The following is a 17,154-nucleotide window of genomic DNA, read 5'->3' on the forward strand; positions in this document are numbered from 1 at the left end:
TATTAGGCACGCCGCCAGCGTTCGTCCTGAGCCAGGATCAAACTCTCCAATAAATGTATTGGATGCTGACATCCTTGTAACTCGTTTTGTTGCTTGCTATTTAAAAATAGCGAATTGACGTACTGGTTATTTTGTTCAGTTTTCAAAGTTCGAAAGTTAGCGCCGCCCAAAATGGCGACTTTAAAAGTATATCAAATTGTTGATATCATGTCAACAACCTTTTGTATTTTTTTGTCGAATTATTTTTAGCGACAAAACTGTTTTGTTATCTTTTTCAGTAAACCGCTGTTTTCGATAGCGGACTAATAATATATCATGGTATTACAGGTAAAGCAATATAATTGGGCTGATTTATTCAGCCCAATTTATGGTAATAAAAATATGTGTATTGCAGAGAGTGATGCTAAGCCTGAAATTCCTAAAAAGCCTGTAATAACTGTTGTAAATAAGTTAATAGGAATGTGTAACCCTATACTTGCACCAAACACGTTTAAAAAGAATAGTAGTAACGCACCTATTAATATTTTCACGACACCTTGAGAAACAAACCGCAATGCATTAACAGGAAGTCCCTTTAATAAAATTAAAACAATAACTGCAAGTATTATCCCAATCACAATATATGAATCCACGTCTGACTCTCCTTTCGCTTGTCCTACTTCTTTAATTTTATGCTCGCGAAAGGGAGTTAGAACCTAATGCATTCCTTTTATATGACGATTTCTTGCTTCTTTTAATAGGAAGAAATATTTAGCCCTCGAAACTGCTTGATCAAAAAGCCCTTTCTCACTGGGTTCAATACTATTCTCTAATATATCATTTAAATTATTCCATTCTTTTCTAAAAAGATGAATCTTCATTAATAGTTCTTCATCTAAATCTTTCTTTTTAATTTTCTTTCTCCCAAACATAATAACTCATCACCTCACAGTTCCCTACGACCTTCTAGTGCTTTAGATAAAGTAACCTCATCTGCATACTCTAAATCCCCACCTACAGGTAAGCCATGTGCAATTCTGGTCGTTTTGATTCCTGCTGGTTTAACTAGTCTTGAAATATACATTGCAGTAGCTTCTCCCTCAATATTAGGGTTTGTAGCCAAAATAAGTTCTTGGACATTTTCATCCTTGAGTCTACTGATTAAAGTTGGTACGTTTATATCCTCTGGCCCTATACCATCCATAGGGGATATTGCCCCATGAAGGACGTGGTACTTACCTCTATAATCCTTCATTTTTTCCATTGCTATAACATCTTTAGGATCTTGTACCACACAAATAGTTGTTTCATCCCGTGTATCATCTTGGCATATGGAACATGGATCCTGGTCTGTTATATGTCCACATATGCTACAATGTGTTAATTCCCTTTTTGCGTTCACCAAAGACTTTGCAAAATCAAGGACATCTTCTTCTTTCATATTTAACACAAAAAAAGCCAGGCGAACCGCCGTTTTTGGCCCTATTCCTGGCAATTTTGTAAAACTGTCTACTAGTTTTGATATTGGTTCAGGATAATACATGGATAGAATCCTCCTAGAATCCTGGGATGTTCAATCCTTTCGTGAATTGTCCCATTGTACTGTTCGTCACTTCGTCTACCTGCTTTAGTACATCATTTGTTGCCGCAATAACTAAATCCTGTAACATTTCAATATCGTCCGGATCAACTGCTTCTTCTTTAATTTCTACATCGACAATTTCCTTTTTCCCATTGGCAACAACCTTAACCATTCCACCACCAGCTGTAGCTTCAAAAGTTTTACCATGTAGCTCTTCTTGTGCATCCATCATTTTCTTTTGCATTTTTTGCATTTGTTTCATCATGTTATTCATATTACCCATACCACCACGCATATAAATTCCTCCTTAATTATCTTGAATTTCTAATAAGTCATCGCCAACTAGTTTTCTAGCCTCAGCTATTAAAGGATCTTCTGCTTCTTGTTCCATTTCCTCTTCATTATCTTGTTGACGTTGTTTCTGTACATATTCTTCTCGGAGATGTTGCCAATCCTCTTCCGGTATCGGAATAATTTCAAATCTTTTCCCTATAAATTGTGCTAATTGTCCTTCTATTGTATCTTGATTCTCCAACATAAGGGAACAATGAATTTCATACTTAAATGATAATACAACGGATTGGTCTGATGCAGCCCTTGGCTTACTATTATACAACTTAGCATAAGCTGGTGGACTATTTTGTTTTAAAGAGTCCATAAAGGTAGCCCATTGGCTCTGAATGTTTTTTAATTCTTGTTTAGATGCTTTATCAAGGACATAGCGAATTTTTTCAAAAGGAACCTTATATTTTCGTCCGTTGTTAACTCTTTTTGTTCTTTGTCCATCTTCCTGTTTAGGACCTTCTACTTTTTGGTTTGTCTGGTTTTGTTTTAATGAAAGTAATTCCTTTTCTAGTTGTTCTATTTTCTGCATGACCTGCGGTGATAAGGAGATAGTATCTTCCTTATCTGGTTTCATTTCTGCAATGTTTAACATTGCAATTTCAATGAATACCTTTGGACTATTCGTCCATCTCATTTCTTGCTGACATTCATTGAGTTGGCGAATAGCTGATTGGATCCATTTAGGGTCTAGATTCTGAGTTAACGCCTTGAACTGATCATCTGGTACTGCTCTTTCCAAAAAGTCTTCTATATTGTTTGAACTTTGATAAAGTAGTATGTCTCTTAGGTAGTATATTAAATCAAAAACAAGACGTCCTAAATCTTTCCCTTCCTCCAAAAAACGATCTATTAATTGTAATGCATTCTTCACATTGTTTTGAGCAATAGAATGAATAACTTCTCCTATTTGCCTTTGAGAAACGGAACCTGTTACGGCCAACACATCTTCTTCAGATAAAGGCATTTTTTCACTATAGGATACAGCTTGATCTAACAAACTGAGCGCGTCCCTCATTCCGCCTTCTGCAGCAAGAGCAACTGTTTGTAATGCAGCTTCTTCCACTTGTACATTTTCTGCTTTCATAATGTCTTTTAATCGATTCACAATTGCTAATTGAGAAATACGCTTAAAATCAAAACGTTGACAACGGGAAATAATAGTTAGTGGAATCTTATGCGGTTCGGTTGTAGCTAGTATAAAAATAATGTGCTCAGGTGGCTCTTCTAATGTTTTAAGTAAAGCGTTAAAAGCACCTGTAGATAGCATATGAACCTCATCGACAATATACACTTTATATTTAATCGAGCTTGGTGCATATTTAACTTTATCCCTTATATCCCTAATATCATCTACTCCATTGTTAGAAGCAGCATCAATTTCGATTACATCTGAAATAGAACCATCTTGAATACCTAGGCAAGATGGGCATTCATTACATGGCTCTTTTACTGGAGAACGTTCACAATTTACTGCCTTAGCAAATATTTTTGCAGCACTTGTTTTACCTGTTCCTCTAGGACCAGAAAACAAGTATGCATGAGAAAACTTTTCATGATAAATAGCATTTTGTAATGTTCGTGTAATGTGATTTTGTCCAACAACATCCTGAAAAGTTCTAGGACGCCAAACTCTGTATAATGCTTGATAGCTCATATCCACGTTCTCCTTTGGACTTTCTCCTACCATTATAACCGATTGTTATTCCTTATTTCAAAAACTATATATGATCCACCTCAATAGAAGACGGTAAATAAAAAAACTCACTTTTATTGAAAAGTGAGTTTTAAGTAGAATTATGTAAGCCGTGCACCTATCGTCGATGAAACAACCTCAAGCGTTACTTAAGCTCATGGCTCGACCCAGGCGACCCCGCGGCACACAAGAATGACCGCTTACTGCTGCTTCCTTCCGGACCTGACAGGGTTCACGGGTTCCCATTGCGCAGGACCCAGGTGTCAACACCACTTACTTAAGGCAGACCATAAAGTTGTTTCACCTCGGATAGGGATTCAGCCTCGCTATAGCGGATTGCGAGTACAGGGCACCGCTACCTCCCCACCTAGCACGACAAATCTGTTAACATGTACACATCGAAATGTGCATTACCTAGTATATCTACTTTTTGTTAAAATTGCAATGATTTCTAAGTGGCAAGTTTTGTCATGTGTGTGAAAAATTTTCTCTTTTTTCCTTTTAGGATTCTGCGTTATTCTTTTTCTTCGCCAAGCGTAGTTGTCTAAAAAAGCGCGATAGAGTCGAACCACATTCTTTAGCTAATACACCTGGTATGAGTTCTACAACATGATTAAAACGATTATCTTGGACTAAATTGTACAAAGACCCACAACTTCCTGCTTTCGGATCATACGCACCAAATACAACAGTTGAAATTCTCGATTGTAAAATTGCTCCTGCACACATTGGACAAGGTTCTAGAGTGACGTATAGCGTACACCCATCTAAACGCCAACTACTTAGTTTTTCATTGGCCTTTTCTATTGCTAAAAACTCCGCATGTGCTTTTGCCTTTTGAGAAGATTCCCTCAAATTATACCCACTTGCGATTACCTCTCCATCTTTAACAATAATTGCACCAATCGGCACTTCATTTAGGCTTTCTGCTTTTTTTGCTTCTTCTAAAGCTAGCTCCATAAATCGTTCATGTTCCATATTCATCACATCTTATCCTGTTTTTTTAAATTTTATCATATAAATAGATGCTTTTAAAAAATTAACAGAATTTAGTTTGTCATGCTTGGCTACTAAGAATAGTTCCGTTTATCGACCATAAATATGTAAGAGAGTAAATTATGGAAAGGATGTTGTGTATTGATTATTTATGTTGTTAAAAGAGGTGACTCTCTATTTGATATTGCACAAAAATTCCAAATCCCTATGCAGCAAATTATTTCAGTAAATGAATTAGATCAACCAGGTAACCTAGTAATAGGGCAGGCACTCGTTATTCCAGCTGTCCAATATACGGTTCAACCTGGAGAGTCGTTGTTTGTGATTGGTCAAAAGTTTGATATTCCTTATCAACGAATCGCTGAAGTAAATCAGTTTCCCGTAAACACCCAACTTCAAGCAGGACAAATAATCAGGATTCCACAAGAACCAAAAGTAACGAAACAGTTTAATGCTTATGTAGAGCCTTTAGGAGGGCAGGTTAGCCCAACATTAGAACAAGCAGCAAGGTCTAAAGCTCAATATTTGACTTACTTAGCACCATTTAGCTATCGAGTAAATCGAGATGGTACCTTGATTGCCCCTCCTCTAAACCAATTTGCCCAAATAGCGTCTAATAATAAAGCAGTATTAATGATGGTTATTACAAATTTAGAGGAAGGGGCATTTAGCGCAGAATTAGGTCGTTTAATCGTCACAGATGAAGCCTTCCAAGACAAACTATTAGCAAACATTGTTGAAACAGCTAAGAACATTGGGTTCCGCGATATTCATTTTGATTTAGAGTTTTTGCCACAAGAAGTAAGAGAAAATTATAATAATTTTCTAAGAAAAGCTAAAAACCGTTTATCTCAGGCAGGTTTATTACTTTCTACTGCATTAGCCCCTAAAACTTCTGGTGAACAAGTTGGTGCATGGTATACAGCACACGATTATGCTGCTCATGGAGAAATTGCGGACTTTGTTGTATTGATGACATATGAATGGGGATATAGTGGTGGGCCACCAATGGCTGTTTCACCTATAGGTCCAGTAAGGGAAGTCGTTGAATATGCTGCCTCTGTCATGCCTGCAGAAAAAATCTTTTTAGGTCAGAATCTATATGGTTATGATTGGACACTTCCTTATGAGCCTGGTGGAGAATATGCTAAAGCTTTGAGCCCTAAGGCTGCTGTACAATTAGCAAGAGAGCAAAACGTAGAGATTCAGTATGATGAAGAAGCACAAGCACCTTTCTTTTTTTACCAAGACGCTGAGGGTAACCGCCACGAAGTATGGTTTGAAGATGCTCGTTCAATAGAAGCAAAATTTGATCTAGTTAAAGAGTTAAACCTAAGAGGAGTGAGTTACTGGAAACTAGGATTGGCATTCCCGCAAAATTGGGCACTGTTAAATAACCGTTTTAACGTTGAAAAGCTTTAGGATAACTAAAAGGAATAACAACTTGTTTTTAGAAACGGGTTGTTATTCCTACATGAAACTAAGATTTCTCCATAGGGTAAATTTTCACATTCCTCTGGTCATGTGGTAAATCATTTAGAATGATGTCATGAACACCATCTTTCCCTAACTTGTAAAAAGGGAGACTTATTTCAACATAGTCCTCGAATGGAAAAGGTTCTATCCCTATACTTTCCTCATCTTGCCACTCTGCGCACATTCCTTCTTTTGCAAAAGAAAACGATTGTGAAAAGCCTTCCTTAAACCAAGGGAATTCATCATCTTTTTTTATACCTGGATCATTGAGACAAATGTATAAAGATAGATCATCACAAAATTGTAGTAATCGAAAATGAAAATCAAACGCCTCGTTTGGTTGAATTTTCTCCCTTAACATTTCTTGCCTCTTCATTTCCTGGGAAATAAATGATTTTATTTTTGAATCGGTCATAGGTTCACGGAAAAACGACGCGTAATGCATACTACATAATAGCGCTGCATAATAAGAATGCTGTTGAACAGTATTAATCCCTTTTGAATAAGCAAATAACTTATCTTGTAATGGGTAATCAATGAAAGAGTATGGCCTATTCTTTTCCTCATTCCATTTAACTTGGTTATCCAAATCAATCCATGCATAGTCATGGTGTTGAATTGCAAATTCAACATCTTTTCGAACTTCTTTTCCCTTAAACCATTTTTCCTTTACACGCTTTGCTATTTGGCCAGATACCTCACCATGGTCATGTTGTTTAAAGAGTAGGTAATAATCATTTTTTTCAACAACTATCATCACGTATCACCTTAATCATGTAATTTGTTAGGTAAATACTATACTATGCTTCAACAGTAGTTTCTCTCCACAAATTTTCTAATAATATAACTAATATTGTACCCATTAATAGCCCGTTGCTAACTAAATTTTGTATAAGGCTAGGGAACCCTTCAAATGTTTCAGGTGGCATAAACATAATGCCGATTCCTATTAAAAATGTGATTCCTAGTATTGTTAAGCGGCGTTGATCTAATTTTTGGCTTGCAATATTATTTAATCCAATCCCTAACAGTTGAACAAAAGTAGCCATTAGCGCTGCATTTGCTACAGGTGAAGGCATCATAGATATAAATGCGACAATGGGTGGAAACAATGCAATAATAACTAATAAAAGAGAGGCATACATAAATGGCCTTTTTTTCTTTTGACCTGTTAACTCTATAAACCCAGATGAAGATGCCAGTGTCACAACTGCTACACCAGAAAATAAACCAGAAATGCCTTGATTTATCCCTAAAGTAAGACTCCCTCTGTTCATTTGTTCGCTTCTAAAGGTAGAGTCTCTTTTGATAGCGTAATTTGCTGCACCTAGTGAAGCAACAATATTCGAAAGAAGTATAACGGCCGTTAAAAATGCAATTGGTATTGTGCCTATATCCCACTTAGGTAATCCCCAAGCAAATATTTCAGGTAGTTCAAAAAATGGTAACGTAACATTTAGTTGTTCATTTCCTCTAATAATAGCATCCAATACCCAACCAGCCGCAATTCCAATTAGTACACCATAATTTTTTAATGGTCCCTTCCAAAAAATAGAGAATCCTAGTACAAAGAAAAAAACAAAAAAGGAAATCATCGCTGCATCTAATTGTGCGACTGTATTATCTCCACTCAAGCCCAGCATTCCACTTAAGAAAGTTCCGCTAAGCTGTATCGTTAACATAAATAAAAATGCCCCTGTAACTAAAGGTGTAAAAATAGGTATTACTTTTTGTGAAAGTTTTAAAACACCCATTATGATTAAAAATAAACCTGTTAACAGCATTGCTGTTTCCAATATCCGTAGCGTGTCCCCTAAGGTTTCACCATGTTGTGTTGCTGTAACAGCATATACAGTAAATGTACTAATCCATATCCCGGCTGGTCCATCTGCTATTGGTAATCGATGACCAAACCATCCTTGCAAAAAGCAAGCAATTCCAACAATAAAAAGAGTCCGTTGCATTAACCCTGATACGTCCGTAAAAGACATCTCATAGATCGAACCGATGACAATTGGTAATGCAACTGAGCTAGCAAGTAAAAATACAAACCACTGAACCGTTTGTAATGTTGTTTGGTGGAAGGATTCCATTCTCTTCAATCAGTAGTCACTCCTTATATGTAACCATTAAGGATAAAAGCTCATTATTTTGTTACATTTCTCTTAATTGATCAAATAACATACTCACATACGATAGACATCAAAAAGGCAGGGTTTTCATTCCCTGCCTTTACGTAATGTTTATTCTTCTAAAGTAGACGTATCACCAGTAGGTAGGCCAAGCTCCCATGACTTTAATAAGCGACGCATAATTTTTCCGCTTCTTGTTTTTGGAATTTTGTCCTTAATTTCGATTTCTCTTGGTGCAGCATGTGCACTAAGTCCTTTTTTTACAAATTGACGGATATCCTCAAGAAGCTCATCAGATTCTTCATACCCATCAACTAGCGTGATGAAGGCTTTAATAATTTCTCCTCGTTCAGGGTCTGGTTTACCAATAACTCCCGCTTCCCCTACTGCAGGGTGCTCTATTAGTTTACTTTCCACTTCAAAAGGTCCTACTCTTTCACCAGATGTATTTATGACATCATCTAAACGACCTTGGAACCAGAAGTAACCTTCTTCATCCATGTAAGCACTATCTCCTGAAACATACCAACCATTTATAAAGTAACTTTCGTATTTTTCTGGACGCTTCCAAATTTGTCTCATCATAGAAGGCCAACCTTTTTTTATAGCTAGATTACCCATCTGTCTTGGTGGTAACTCATTTCCTTCATTATCTACAATCGAAGCTTCTACACCTGGTATAGGTCTACCCATTGAACCTGGTTTCATATCCATGCAAGGATAATTACAAATAAGCATTGCACCTGTTTCTGTCATCCACCAAGTATCGTGAATTCGCTTATCAAATACTTCCATTCCCCAATGTATTACTTCTGGATTCAATGGCTCACCAACACTTAAAATATGACGAAGGGAAGATAAGTCATATTTATTAACTGGTTCACTGCCTGCACTCATTAGCATACGAAAAGCAGTCGGAGCTGAATACCAAACCGTTACATTATTTTTAGCAATTGTTTCATACCAATCATCTGGGCTAAATCTTCCACCTCGGATGACATTTGTTACCCCATTTAACCATGGAGCAAAAACCCCATAGCTAGTACCCGTTACCCAACCCGGGTCAGCAGTACACCAATATACGTCATCCTCTTTTAAATCTAAGACCCATTTCCCTGTTGCATAATGTTGAATCATCGCATTATGAACATGGTAGACCCCCTTAGGTTTACCTGTAGAACCCGATGTATAATGAAGGAGCATACCATCCTCTAAATCTACCCACTCTACATCAAAAGATTCCGATGCCTCATTCATTTCTTTTTGGAAATCAATATATTGATCTCCTTCAAATCCTGTAGTATCCCCAACTAAAACAATTTGCTTTAAATGAGGTAGTTTATCTTGTGGAACTCTTTCTAATAAATCAGGTGTTGTAATAAGCATTTTCGCTTCACTGTCTTCTAATCTATCGTGAACGGCTTGTTCCATAAAAGCTTCAAAAAGAGGACCTGCTATAGCAGCTTTCTTTAGTATGCCGAGAAAACTCATATAAAACTCAGGGCTTCTTGGCATAAATAAAAAGACACGATCTCCTTTATTTATCCCGTACTTATCTAAAACATTAGCAAACTGATTACTCTTCTTTTTTAAATCTTCAAATGTAAGAGTTTCTTCTCTTCCAGGAGCGGAGTAATGTAGTGCTACTTTATCTTTCATTGAAGGATCATCCGCATGACGATCAATAGCTTCATAGGCAATATTAACCTTACCTGTTTCATTCCAACTAAATTGTTTTTTTACATCCTCCCAATTAAAGTCGTTATACGTTTCCTCATAGTTTTTTAAATTGTAATTACCAGATCTCGCCTCAATAGGTTTCATATTCATTCTAATCCCTCACCCCTTCATTGAAATCGTTTCCAAATAACGAAACAAAATGTTTACTACAACCTATGCATTTCTTACTCATAATATTTATACTTTAAGCATTTAGTTATCTTTATTCTATCTGAAATTTCGAATAATTTAAAGGGTTTAGTATTTTATGTAAGAAAAAGAAAAAGGTAGGGATAACCCCACCTTATTCTTTCATCAATCCTGCATTCTTCTTCTTCTGTTTTCTTCTCGAAGTCTTTGAATGGTATTTCTCGCATTAGCTTCATTATTGTCGTTGTTACTTTTTTGGTTTTTAGATTCACTGTTGTCGTTACTAGTATCTACTTCTTCACTATTATTATTGGTATTAGTTGATTCATTACTCGGGGTATTATTTTCATTGTTGCTTACAACATTATTTTCGGCTTCATTATTTGGGACGTTGTTATTTAGATCATTATTAGTAGTAGTTGTTGTTGTTTGTTCCTCTTGCATGTTCCCTTGTTGCTTATTTTGAAGGATATTAGGTTGAAGTAAGCCTCGACCATTTTCTTTTTCCTTTTCGAGTCCCATTTGGGTGTATTTAACACCGGCAACAACACCGACTGCGTAAAGTGCATACTTAATCCCAGTCATCATAATATCAAAGTTAAAACCTTGTGACTCAAATGCAGCAAATGCGATACCAAATAAAATACCTATTACCGGAATATACCGTTTATCAATTTGAGTTGCCCGGCGTATCGAATACAGAATAAAAGAAAGAGCAACAAATGCTGTAAACTCTACATTAAAAAAGGCTTCCATTGCTTCCAATTGTACACCCCCAAAAATAAAAAGTTGCCCCTTCTTTATATAATTCATGTGGAGGTGAATTCGTTATGATTAATTCATACAAAAAGGAGATGTTTTATTACATCTCCTTTCTTTTTTTACTTATTCAATTATTCCTGTACTTTTTATATCTGTTTGTACCTTTACACGAAATTGCAGAGCGGGATAAATACTTTGCCATTTTTTCCATTTAGCTTCCTCTGTTCCATTATGCGTAGCCCTATACCTTAAACCAAATCCCATTGGGTCAACAGATTTCTCTTGAAACTTTTCCAAGAGGTTTTGTATTTCCGTTGTAAAAACATCTTCTACCATCTTACTGTATTCATCGATCTTGGTATTGTCTAACTGCTGTAATGACTCCTCTATAATACCTTTAATATTTACATCATATTCTATGTACGGAATATTTTTTGTCTCTACGATTGTATACTCAGCACTTATACTATCTACAGATAACATAAAATAGATATTTTCTTGCTCGATTTTAAGGTTTACCTTATCATACTCCCTGTTAAGGACGTTAAATGTTTTCGTTTCTTCTTTATCAAGTACAATTGCGTTTTTCCCATTTTTCAAGACACTCATCGTTGTTATCTCAAATTCTTCATTTTTTGTTTCAATTATAGGCAAATAGGGGTCAATTCCTCTATCCATTAAGTTACGGTAAAAATGAAAAAGGTAATTTGTTGTTACGTAAGGGGACTCTGTACCTGTTTCACCAAAAAATAAAAATAGTTTATTAGACGGTAATCTTTCCCCTTTTGGTTTTAACTCTAAAATAGCTTTCGCTGTTGGCTTACCACTTCCAACAAAAGCAATTTTTTGAATGTCTCTTCTTCTCGTGAACCAATCCATAATTTGTGTAATATCCTCTTGGAGGAGTTTTTCTCCAAACACAATCATTTTCATATGACCGAAATCTAATTCGTTACCTGATTTTGCTTTAATTAAGCGTACAGCTTCTGAAACGGTTCTAGCTGTTTCCGTGTGAATAATAAATTCTTCCCCTTGAGTCTTTGGATCAGAACTTGGTAATGCAATTTTCAAACTAATATCATAGCCTTCTTCCTTATTCTCTGGTTTATCAATTCCAATTGTCACAACAAATGAACGTTTATCTATATCCTTAAATCCGCAACTTACTAGTAAGCTACATAAAACAAGAAAAAAGATTATCTTTATATATGGAAACATTACTTTTTTGCCCTCCTTACAATCCAAATCATTAAGAAGGTTTTAAACATCCCTACTCCTAAAAGACCTATAAAAAAGATTTTAGTAAATTCATATAATTTTCCTTGTGGCAAATAGTATTGGGCTAAAATCGTTACCATAGAAAATAGTAAAATAACGATTATTGGCATGAGCTCTCTATTTTTCCACTTAAATGAGGGTAGCACACTCTTAATAATTTCTAGGCCTGTATGTGAGCTTATTGTGGCGCTTATAATGGAAATACCAATATATAGAAGTAAGAAGATAAATAATACTCTTTCAATAAATCCAAACTCCATTCGAATAGCGTCTGCAGTTGAAAACCATGGATAATTAAAATCCCCTATTCCATCTACACCGTTATAGCCAATAGGAATCATTAAAGATGTAAAAATATTGACCGTGCCTACTATTCCTATTAAAAGGATATATCTAATTTTTATTGGCTTTACCTTCTCTGTAAATAACCTATTATAAATAGCAAGATAATAAAAACCAACAAATGAATAGGACGCAGCTCCAACGGATTCTATCGAAATACTATCGAAGGAATGCTGTACAATAACTTTCATCGAATCCCAGCTTAAATAAGGATTAAATAACGATTTAAGAAAAATTCCTAAAATAAGTGGAAGACTAATAACTAAGATTATTTCTAATGCATATAGTGTTTTTTCAGTTTTCATTAAAGCACCAGCACAAACAATCGATAAAAAAAGAAATGCTGTATACAAAGAGGACATATCTGGATTAATAAATCGCAATGTTATATCAATAAATGTTAGTAAAATAATCCCGGCTGCTATAAAATAAAAGATCCCGATAATAAAAAGATAACTAGAGGCAAACCATTTAGGAGTATAAGCTTTGATGATCTCTGGTTCTCCTTTACCAGGAAATTTAAACATTGAATTGGCAAACACATAAAAAAAGAGAAGACTCAATGCAACGCCAATGAATATGGAGACTACTACGCCATTCAATCTATGTTCGATTAACACTTTCGGTACAAGGGCGACTACATTCGCAAGCATATTTAAAATAACCAAGTAGTGAAAATATCGGTTCACCTAATCGCTCCTTCAAATTGTTAAGTCTGCTGTTTTTTCTCATCAAAAAATAACTTTAAATAGGGCTCTCCAACACTATCTAAATGTACTAAATAATAAATTAAACCAATTGTTCCAATCATCAGGCCAATTAAACCTGATATAGTCGTAAGAAATAGCAACAAGTATTTGGATACTCGCATAGAGAAACTCATTTCATTTATAGGAATAATAAAGTTTGATATCGCAACAGCTGCTACTATAATAATCATTATGTTTGATACTAATCCTGCTTCTGTCGCTGCTTGTCCTAATATTAATCCCCCAACAGTCGTAGCTGTCGGTCCAATTGTTTTTGGTAATCGTATAGATGCCTCCGTTAACATTTCCATCATAATGAGCATAAATAAAACTTCTATATAGGATGGATAAGGAACAGGGATACGACTTCCAGCAATGGAAAAAGCTAATTGAACTCGAAACACCTCAGGATTAAAAGAGGTTATCCCGACATATGCGGCAGGTAAAAATAAACTTATAAATAGCCCAATGTATCTTAAACTAATAAGAAACTTTGATACCCAATATGGTTGATAAAAATCCTCCATTGCGCTCATAAAATCATAAAAGACTGCAGGAGCTATTAGCACAAAAGGATTTCCTTCAATCATAATAATGATTTTTCCTTGTGATAGATTATAAGCAATCCGGTCTGGTCGTTCTGTCACCATTAAATGCGGAAATAGTCTTTTATTGTTTTGAATAATGGCTCTATGGAGTTCTCCAGATGATTGAATAATAGGTTCATTTATTTGTTCTAATTGATTCTTTATTTTTTTAAGAACTTCCGGTTTCACTTGCTGTTCATCATAAAGGATTGCCAATTCTACTTTTGATTTTTCTCCCATTAGCATTGGTTTTTCAACTTTTAAGGTAGGCACATGATAGCGATGTCGAATTAAGTTAATATTCGTATTAATATTCTCACTTAATGCTGTTTGTGGACCCATGATTGTTGCTTCTACCATAGCGTTTTGGACAGCACTATTTTCTTGGAGTTTCAGTCCAACAATTAATGCCTCATCTTCAATTAATAACACGATAGCCCCGTGTAGCACTTCTTTCATTGCTTCTTTTTCATTTTTATATTCTTTATAATCATTAAGGCTTTTTATATAGGAAACATACTTATTTATTTTATCAATCTCAAAAAAAGGCTTTAAAAAAAGATCATGAATTTTTGCATTATCTACTATTGTATTTATATAAACCATTTCTATTTGGTCTTGACCATTATCAAGCGTTTTAAATGTTGCATCCTCCGTCGATTTAAAATTTTCTTCAAGCAATTGTTTAAGTGTATCAGCTTGACTTTTTATACGACGCATTTAAGTTAATTCTCCTTTTTGATTACAATTCAATACTTATATAGTTTTGACTAATCACAAAAGGATATACTTGGACGGAATAGACTCTGTTTCTTTTAAAACCAACTTATTTGAAAGCTCATTGATAAAAAGAAAAAAGCAAGAAGATCATATGAATTGATCTTCTTGCTTTTCACTCTAGGAAAGTGGCCCCGAGAGGATTCGAACCTCCGACGCATGGTTTAGGAAACCGTGCGCCTAAAACCACATTTATTAAAACCATTAAAAGCCTTCTGTTCCAACGGTCTACTTAAACCGATGGCGTTTTTATTATTATATAGTAGTTTGGTCTATAATACAAAAAAGGAAGCGCCGCTAAATGCACTTCCTTAAAAATTATGTACTGGAGAGTATTGATTATGTGTTTTTCGATAGTGGTCTACATCATCGTGAATATACCTCATGGTTGCCTCTAAACATTTGTGTTTTAACAAACTTTTAAGCTCCAAAAGACTAGCACCCTTTTCATACGCATCAGTAGCATAAAAGTGTCTAAAAGAATGTGGCGTTATTTTTATATCACTAGGTACATTTGCCTTTTTACCATAATCCTTCAATCTTTTCCGGAAAGTATCAGCTTTATACTGTTTGCCTTCTATTGTCATGAAAACAAAACCATTAGTGATTTGTAAATTACTACGATTATACTCTACTAACTTTTTTAACCACTGACCTGTTCTCCCTGTAAAACTATAAACTGTGTCTTCTCTAATTTTTGACTTATCTGCTTCTAGAGTGAATGTACGAGTAATAAAATTTATGTTCTCCATTTTAAGAGATAATAAATGATTTATCCTCGCACCAGTATCAATTAATAAATATATTAATACATAGTCCCTAAACTCTGTGTATTTACTATTAAATTCAATTTGAGCTAAAATTCTTTTGATGTGTTCTTTTTTGAAAGCCTTGAAATCAACCTTATCCTCTTTTAATAATGTTATTTCTTTTGCAATATCATCTGTAATATACCCTTTTCTATACCAAAAACGAAACTGTGCTTTTAATGTTCTAAGCCTTATATTAATTGTTGTAGATTTTAATCCGATTCTTTCTGAAACATTTTTCAAATCACAATGGTCATCCCAACACCTTTTTGCATTTTTCATATAAGAGATATAATCATTAATATCTTGAATAGAAATATCTTTTATCCTTTTAATGTGTGGCTTAAACTTATATAAATATTTTGTAAAATATTCAAAGTGTTTTTTATGGTCAGAGATAGTTCTCTCTTTTAAATTTTCGTTAGTCTTTGACTGTATAAAGATGCTAAATCCCTCTTCTATACCCATGTTATGTCCATTTTGTTGTGAATTACATGTATCTGTTTCTTTTAGTTTATTTCTAATGCGTTTAATTCTTCTTTTTGTATTCATTTACATATTCCTTTCAATATTTTTTAAAAATTTCCTTTACCTAGTTATAAGTAAAGAGATTCGACTTATTGTGTTGATAAGCTTCCAAATTGTTATCTCCGAAAACCTTAATTTGCACAAAAGAGTCGTATCGCGACACTATGATAACGTTATAAAATTCTCTTTATATCTTTAAGTTTATTTTCGGTTTCAATTTTCTCTTTTGCAAAATGCTTGCGAACAATAGAAAGACCTTTATCACCAATGTAAAGCCATTGTGAAATGCCATATTTGACCATATTTATATCTACATCCTTACTTCTTAAATAATTAAAAAACTGTTCAGCTAATGGTTCATTACTCATATAATGGTAAGATTTTTGCATTAACTTTTTTTCAGTTTTCTCTGCATGTCTTACATCAAATTTCATATCGCACATCGGGCAAACTACTACATAATCATTAACCTTTACCATGTCTAAATGTGTATTTTTACACTTAAAACAATTCATTTTAAACCTCCCTAAAAGTTGCATTTTTTAGTGTTTTTTTTCAAAAATGTTCACTTAATTGCTTAATTCCTCGCCTTCTATTAATTTCTATTTCCTAGTAAACAACCTTCTATCTCTAATCTATAGAATAAGAATGCCTTTGTATTAAAAACGTCTGTTTTTTTTAAAAAATTTTTTTGTCTTATTTACATGATGTTAATTCCTCGCTTTCTATTAATCTTTTTTTCTAGCAATTAACCTCCTATCTTTAATCTACAAAATAAGAATAGCTTTGTATTAAAAACGTCTGTTTTTTTAAATTTTTTTTATTTTTTGCCTAAAACCAAAAAGCAGTAGACTTAATTAAGTTAGGTCCACTGCTTTTTTTGCTGCTTTTCATCGCACTTATAGGAATAGCACTCATTCCTTTTTTTGTGATGTTTTAATGCAAAAAGCCACTTATCTTCACGCATGATAGACTTTGCTGCCTTTCATCGCACTTATAGGAATAGCACTCATTCCTTTTTTTGTGATGTTTTAATGCAAAAAGCCACTTATCTTCACGCATGATAGACTTTGCTGCCTTTCATCGCACTTATAGGAATAGCACTCATTCCTTTTTTTGTGATGTTTTAATGCAAAAAGCCACTTGTCTTCACGCATGATAGACTTTGCTGCCTTTCATCGCACTTATAGGAATAGCACTCATTCCTTTTTTTGTGATGTTTTAATGCAAAAAGCCACTTATCTTCACAC

The 17,154-nt window shown here is 34.5% G+C and carries 16 protein-coding genes, 1 tRNA gene and 1 other RNA gene; 1 reads left to right on the plus strand and 17 read right to left on the minus strand.

The features are described from left to right. Positions 1-365: 365 nt before the first annotated feature. The 7 genes from HNQ94_RS14075 to tadA all read right to left on the minus strand — a co-directional run bounded on the left by HNQ94_RS14075 (position 366) and on the right by tadA (position 4,583). A complete protein-coding gene (locus HNQ94_RS14075; RefSeq protein WP_174497985.1) occupies positions 366-632 on the minus strand; it encodes a pro-sigmaK processing inhibitor BofA family protein in 267 nt (88 codons plus the stop codon). Between the two features lie 63 nt (positions 633-695). Beyond that, positions 696-911: a YaaL family protein gene (locus tag HNQ94_RS14080; RefSeq protein WP_174497986.1), complete on the minus strand. Its 216-nt coding sequence runs from the start codon at positions 909-911 to the stop codon at positions 696-698. A 14-nt stretch (positions 912-925) separates the two neighbouring features. Then, positions 926-1,522, minus strand: a complete 597-nt coding sequence (gene recR / locus HNQ94_RS14085) for a recombination mediator RecR (RefSeq protein WP_174497987.1) — start codon at positions 1,520-1,522, stop codon at positions 926-928. Positions 1,523-1,535: 13 nt separating this feature from the next. Continuing rightward, the gene (locus HNQ94_RS14090; RefSeq protein WP_174497988.1) at positions 1,536-1,856 is read right to left on the minus strand and encodes a YbaB/EbfC family nucleoid-associated protein; all 321 of its coding nucleotides are present in this window, start codon (positions 1,854-1,856) and stop codon (positions 1,536-1,538) included. A gap of 12 nt (positions 1,857-1,868) precedes the next feature. Next, complete coding sequence (gene dnaX / locus HNQ94_RS14095; protein ID WP_174497989.1) at positions 1,869-3,560, minus strand: DNA polymerase III subunit gamma/tau; 1,692 nt, start codon at positions 3,558-3,560, stop codon at positions 1,869-1,871. Positions 3,561-3,709: 149 nt separating this feature from the next. Then, positions 3,710-3,975, minus strand: an RNA gene (ffs, locus tag HNQ94_RS14100) — signal recognition particle sRNA large type. Positions 3,976-4,100: 125 nt separating this feature from the next. Further along, positions 4,101-4,583, minus strand: a complete 483-nt coding sequence (gene tadA / locus HNQ94_RS14105) for a tRNA adenosine(34) deaminase TadA (protein WP_376697752.1) — start codon at positions 4,581-4,583, stop codon at positions 4,101-4,103. Positions 4,584-4,736: 153 nt separating this feature from the next. Between tadA and HNQ94_RS14110 the strand changes: the two genes are divergently transcribed. Further along, positions 4,737-6,017 carry a LysM peptidoglycan-binding domain-containing protein gene (locus HNQ94_RS14110; protein WP_174497990.1) on the plus strand — a complete coding sequence of 427 codons (1,281 nt, stop codon included), beginning with the start codon at positions 4,737-4,739 and terminating at the stop codon, positions 6,015-6,017. A gap of 58 nt (positions 6,018-6,075) precedes the next feature. Here the strand turns inward: HNQ94_RS14110 and HNQ94_RS14115 are convergent, their stop codons facing one another. The 10 genes from HNQ94_RS14115 to HNQ94_RS14160 all read right to left on the minus strand — a co-directional run bounded on the left by HNQ94_RS14115 (position 6,076) and on the right by HNQ94_RS14160 (position 16,419). Continuing rightward, entirely contained in the window at positions 6,076-6,828 is a 753-nt protein-coding gene (locus HNQ94_RS14115) for a DUF3891 family protein (RefSeq protein WP_174497991.1), read from the minus strand. A gap of 43 nt (positions 6,829-6,871) precedes the next feature. Continuing rightward, the gene (locus HNQ94_RS14120; RefSeq protein ID WP_174498000.1) at positions 6,872-8,164 is read right to left on the minus strand and encodes a purine/pyrimidine permease; all 1,293 of its coding nucleotides are present in this window, start codon (positions 8,162-8,164) and stop codon (positions 6,872-6,874) included. Positions 8,165-8,314: 150 nt separating this feature from the next. After that, the gene (gene acsA / locus HNQ94_RS14125; RefSeq protein WP_174497992.1) at positions 8,315-10,033 is read right to left on the minus strand and encodes an acetate--CoA ligase; all 1,719 of its coding nucleotides are present in this window, start codon (positions 10,031-10,033) and stop codon (positions 8,315-8,317) included. Between the two features lie 204 nt (positions 10,034-10,237). Continuing rightward, a complete protein-coding gene (locus HNQ94_RS14130) occupies positions 10,238-10,837 on the minus strand; it encodes a hypothetical protein (protein ID WP_174497993.1) in 600 nt (199 codons plus the stop codon). 120 nt (positions 10,838-10,957) lie between these two features. Then, a complete protein-coding gene (locus HNQ94_RS14135) occupies positions 10,958-12,052 on the minus strand; it encodes a Ger(x)C family spore germination protein (protein WP_174497994.1) in 1,095 nt (364 codons plus the stop codon). After that, complete coding sequence (locus HNQ94_RS14140) at positions 12,052-13,143, minus strand: GerAB/ArcD/ProY family transporter (protein WP_174497995.1); 1,092 nt, start codon at positions 13,141-13,143, stop codon at positions 12,052-12,054. The genes HNQ94_RS14135 and HNQ94_RS14140 overlap by 1 nt, the downstream gene beginning before the upstream one ends. A 20-nt stretch (positions 13,144-13,163) precedes the next feature. Then, positions 13,164-14,510, minus strand: coding sequence for a spore germination protein (locus HNQ94_RS14145; protein ID WP_174497996.1), 1,347 nt, complete (start codon positions 14,508-14,510; stop codon positions 13,164-13,166). A gap of 186 nt (positions 14,511-14,696) precedes the next feature. Further along, positions 14,697-14,780 (minus strand) — tRNA-Arg (locus tag HNQ94_RS14150). Positions 14,781-14,878: 98 nt separating this feature from the next. Beyond that, positions 14,879-15,928, minus strand: a complete 1,050-nt coding sequence (locus tag HNQ94_RS14155) for a tyrosine-type recombinase/integrase (protein ID WP_174497997.1) — start codon at positions 15,926-15,928, stop codon at positions 14,879-14,881. Positions 15,929-16,077: 149 nt separating this feature from the next. Continuing rightward, the gene (locus HNQ94_RS14160; RefSeq protein WP_174497998.1) at positions 16,078-16,419 is read right to left on the minus strand and encodes a hypothetical protein; all 342 of its coding nucleotides are present in this window, start codon (positions 16,417-16,419) and stop codon (positions 16,078-16,080) included. Between the last annotated feature and the right edge of the window lie 735 nt (positions 16,420-17,154).

The organism is Salirhabdus euzebyi (assembly GCF_014207435.1).
Lineage (GTDB): Bacteria > Bacillota > Bacilli > Bacillales > Alkalibacillaceae > Salirhabdus > Salirhabdus euzebyi.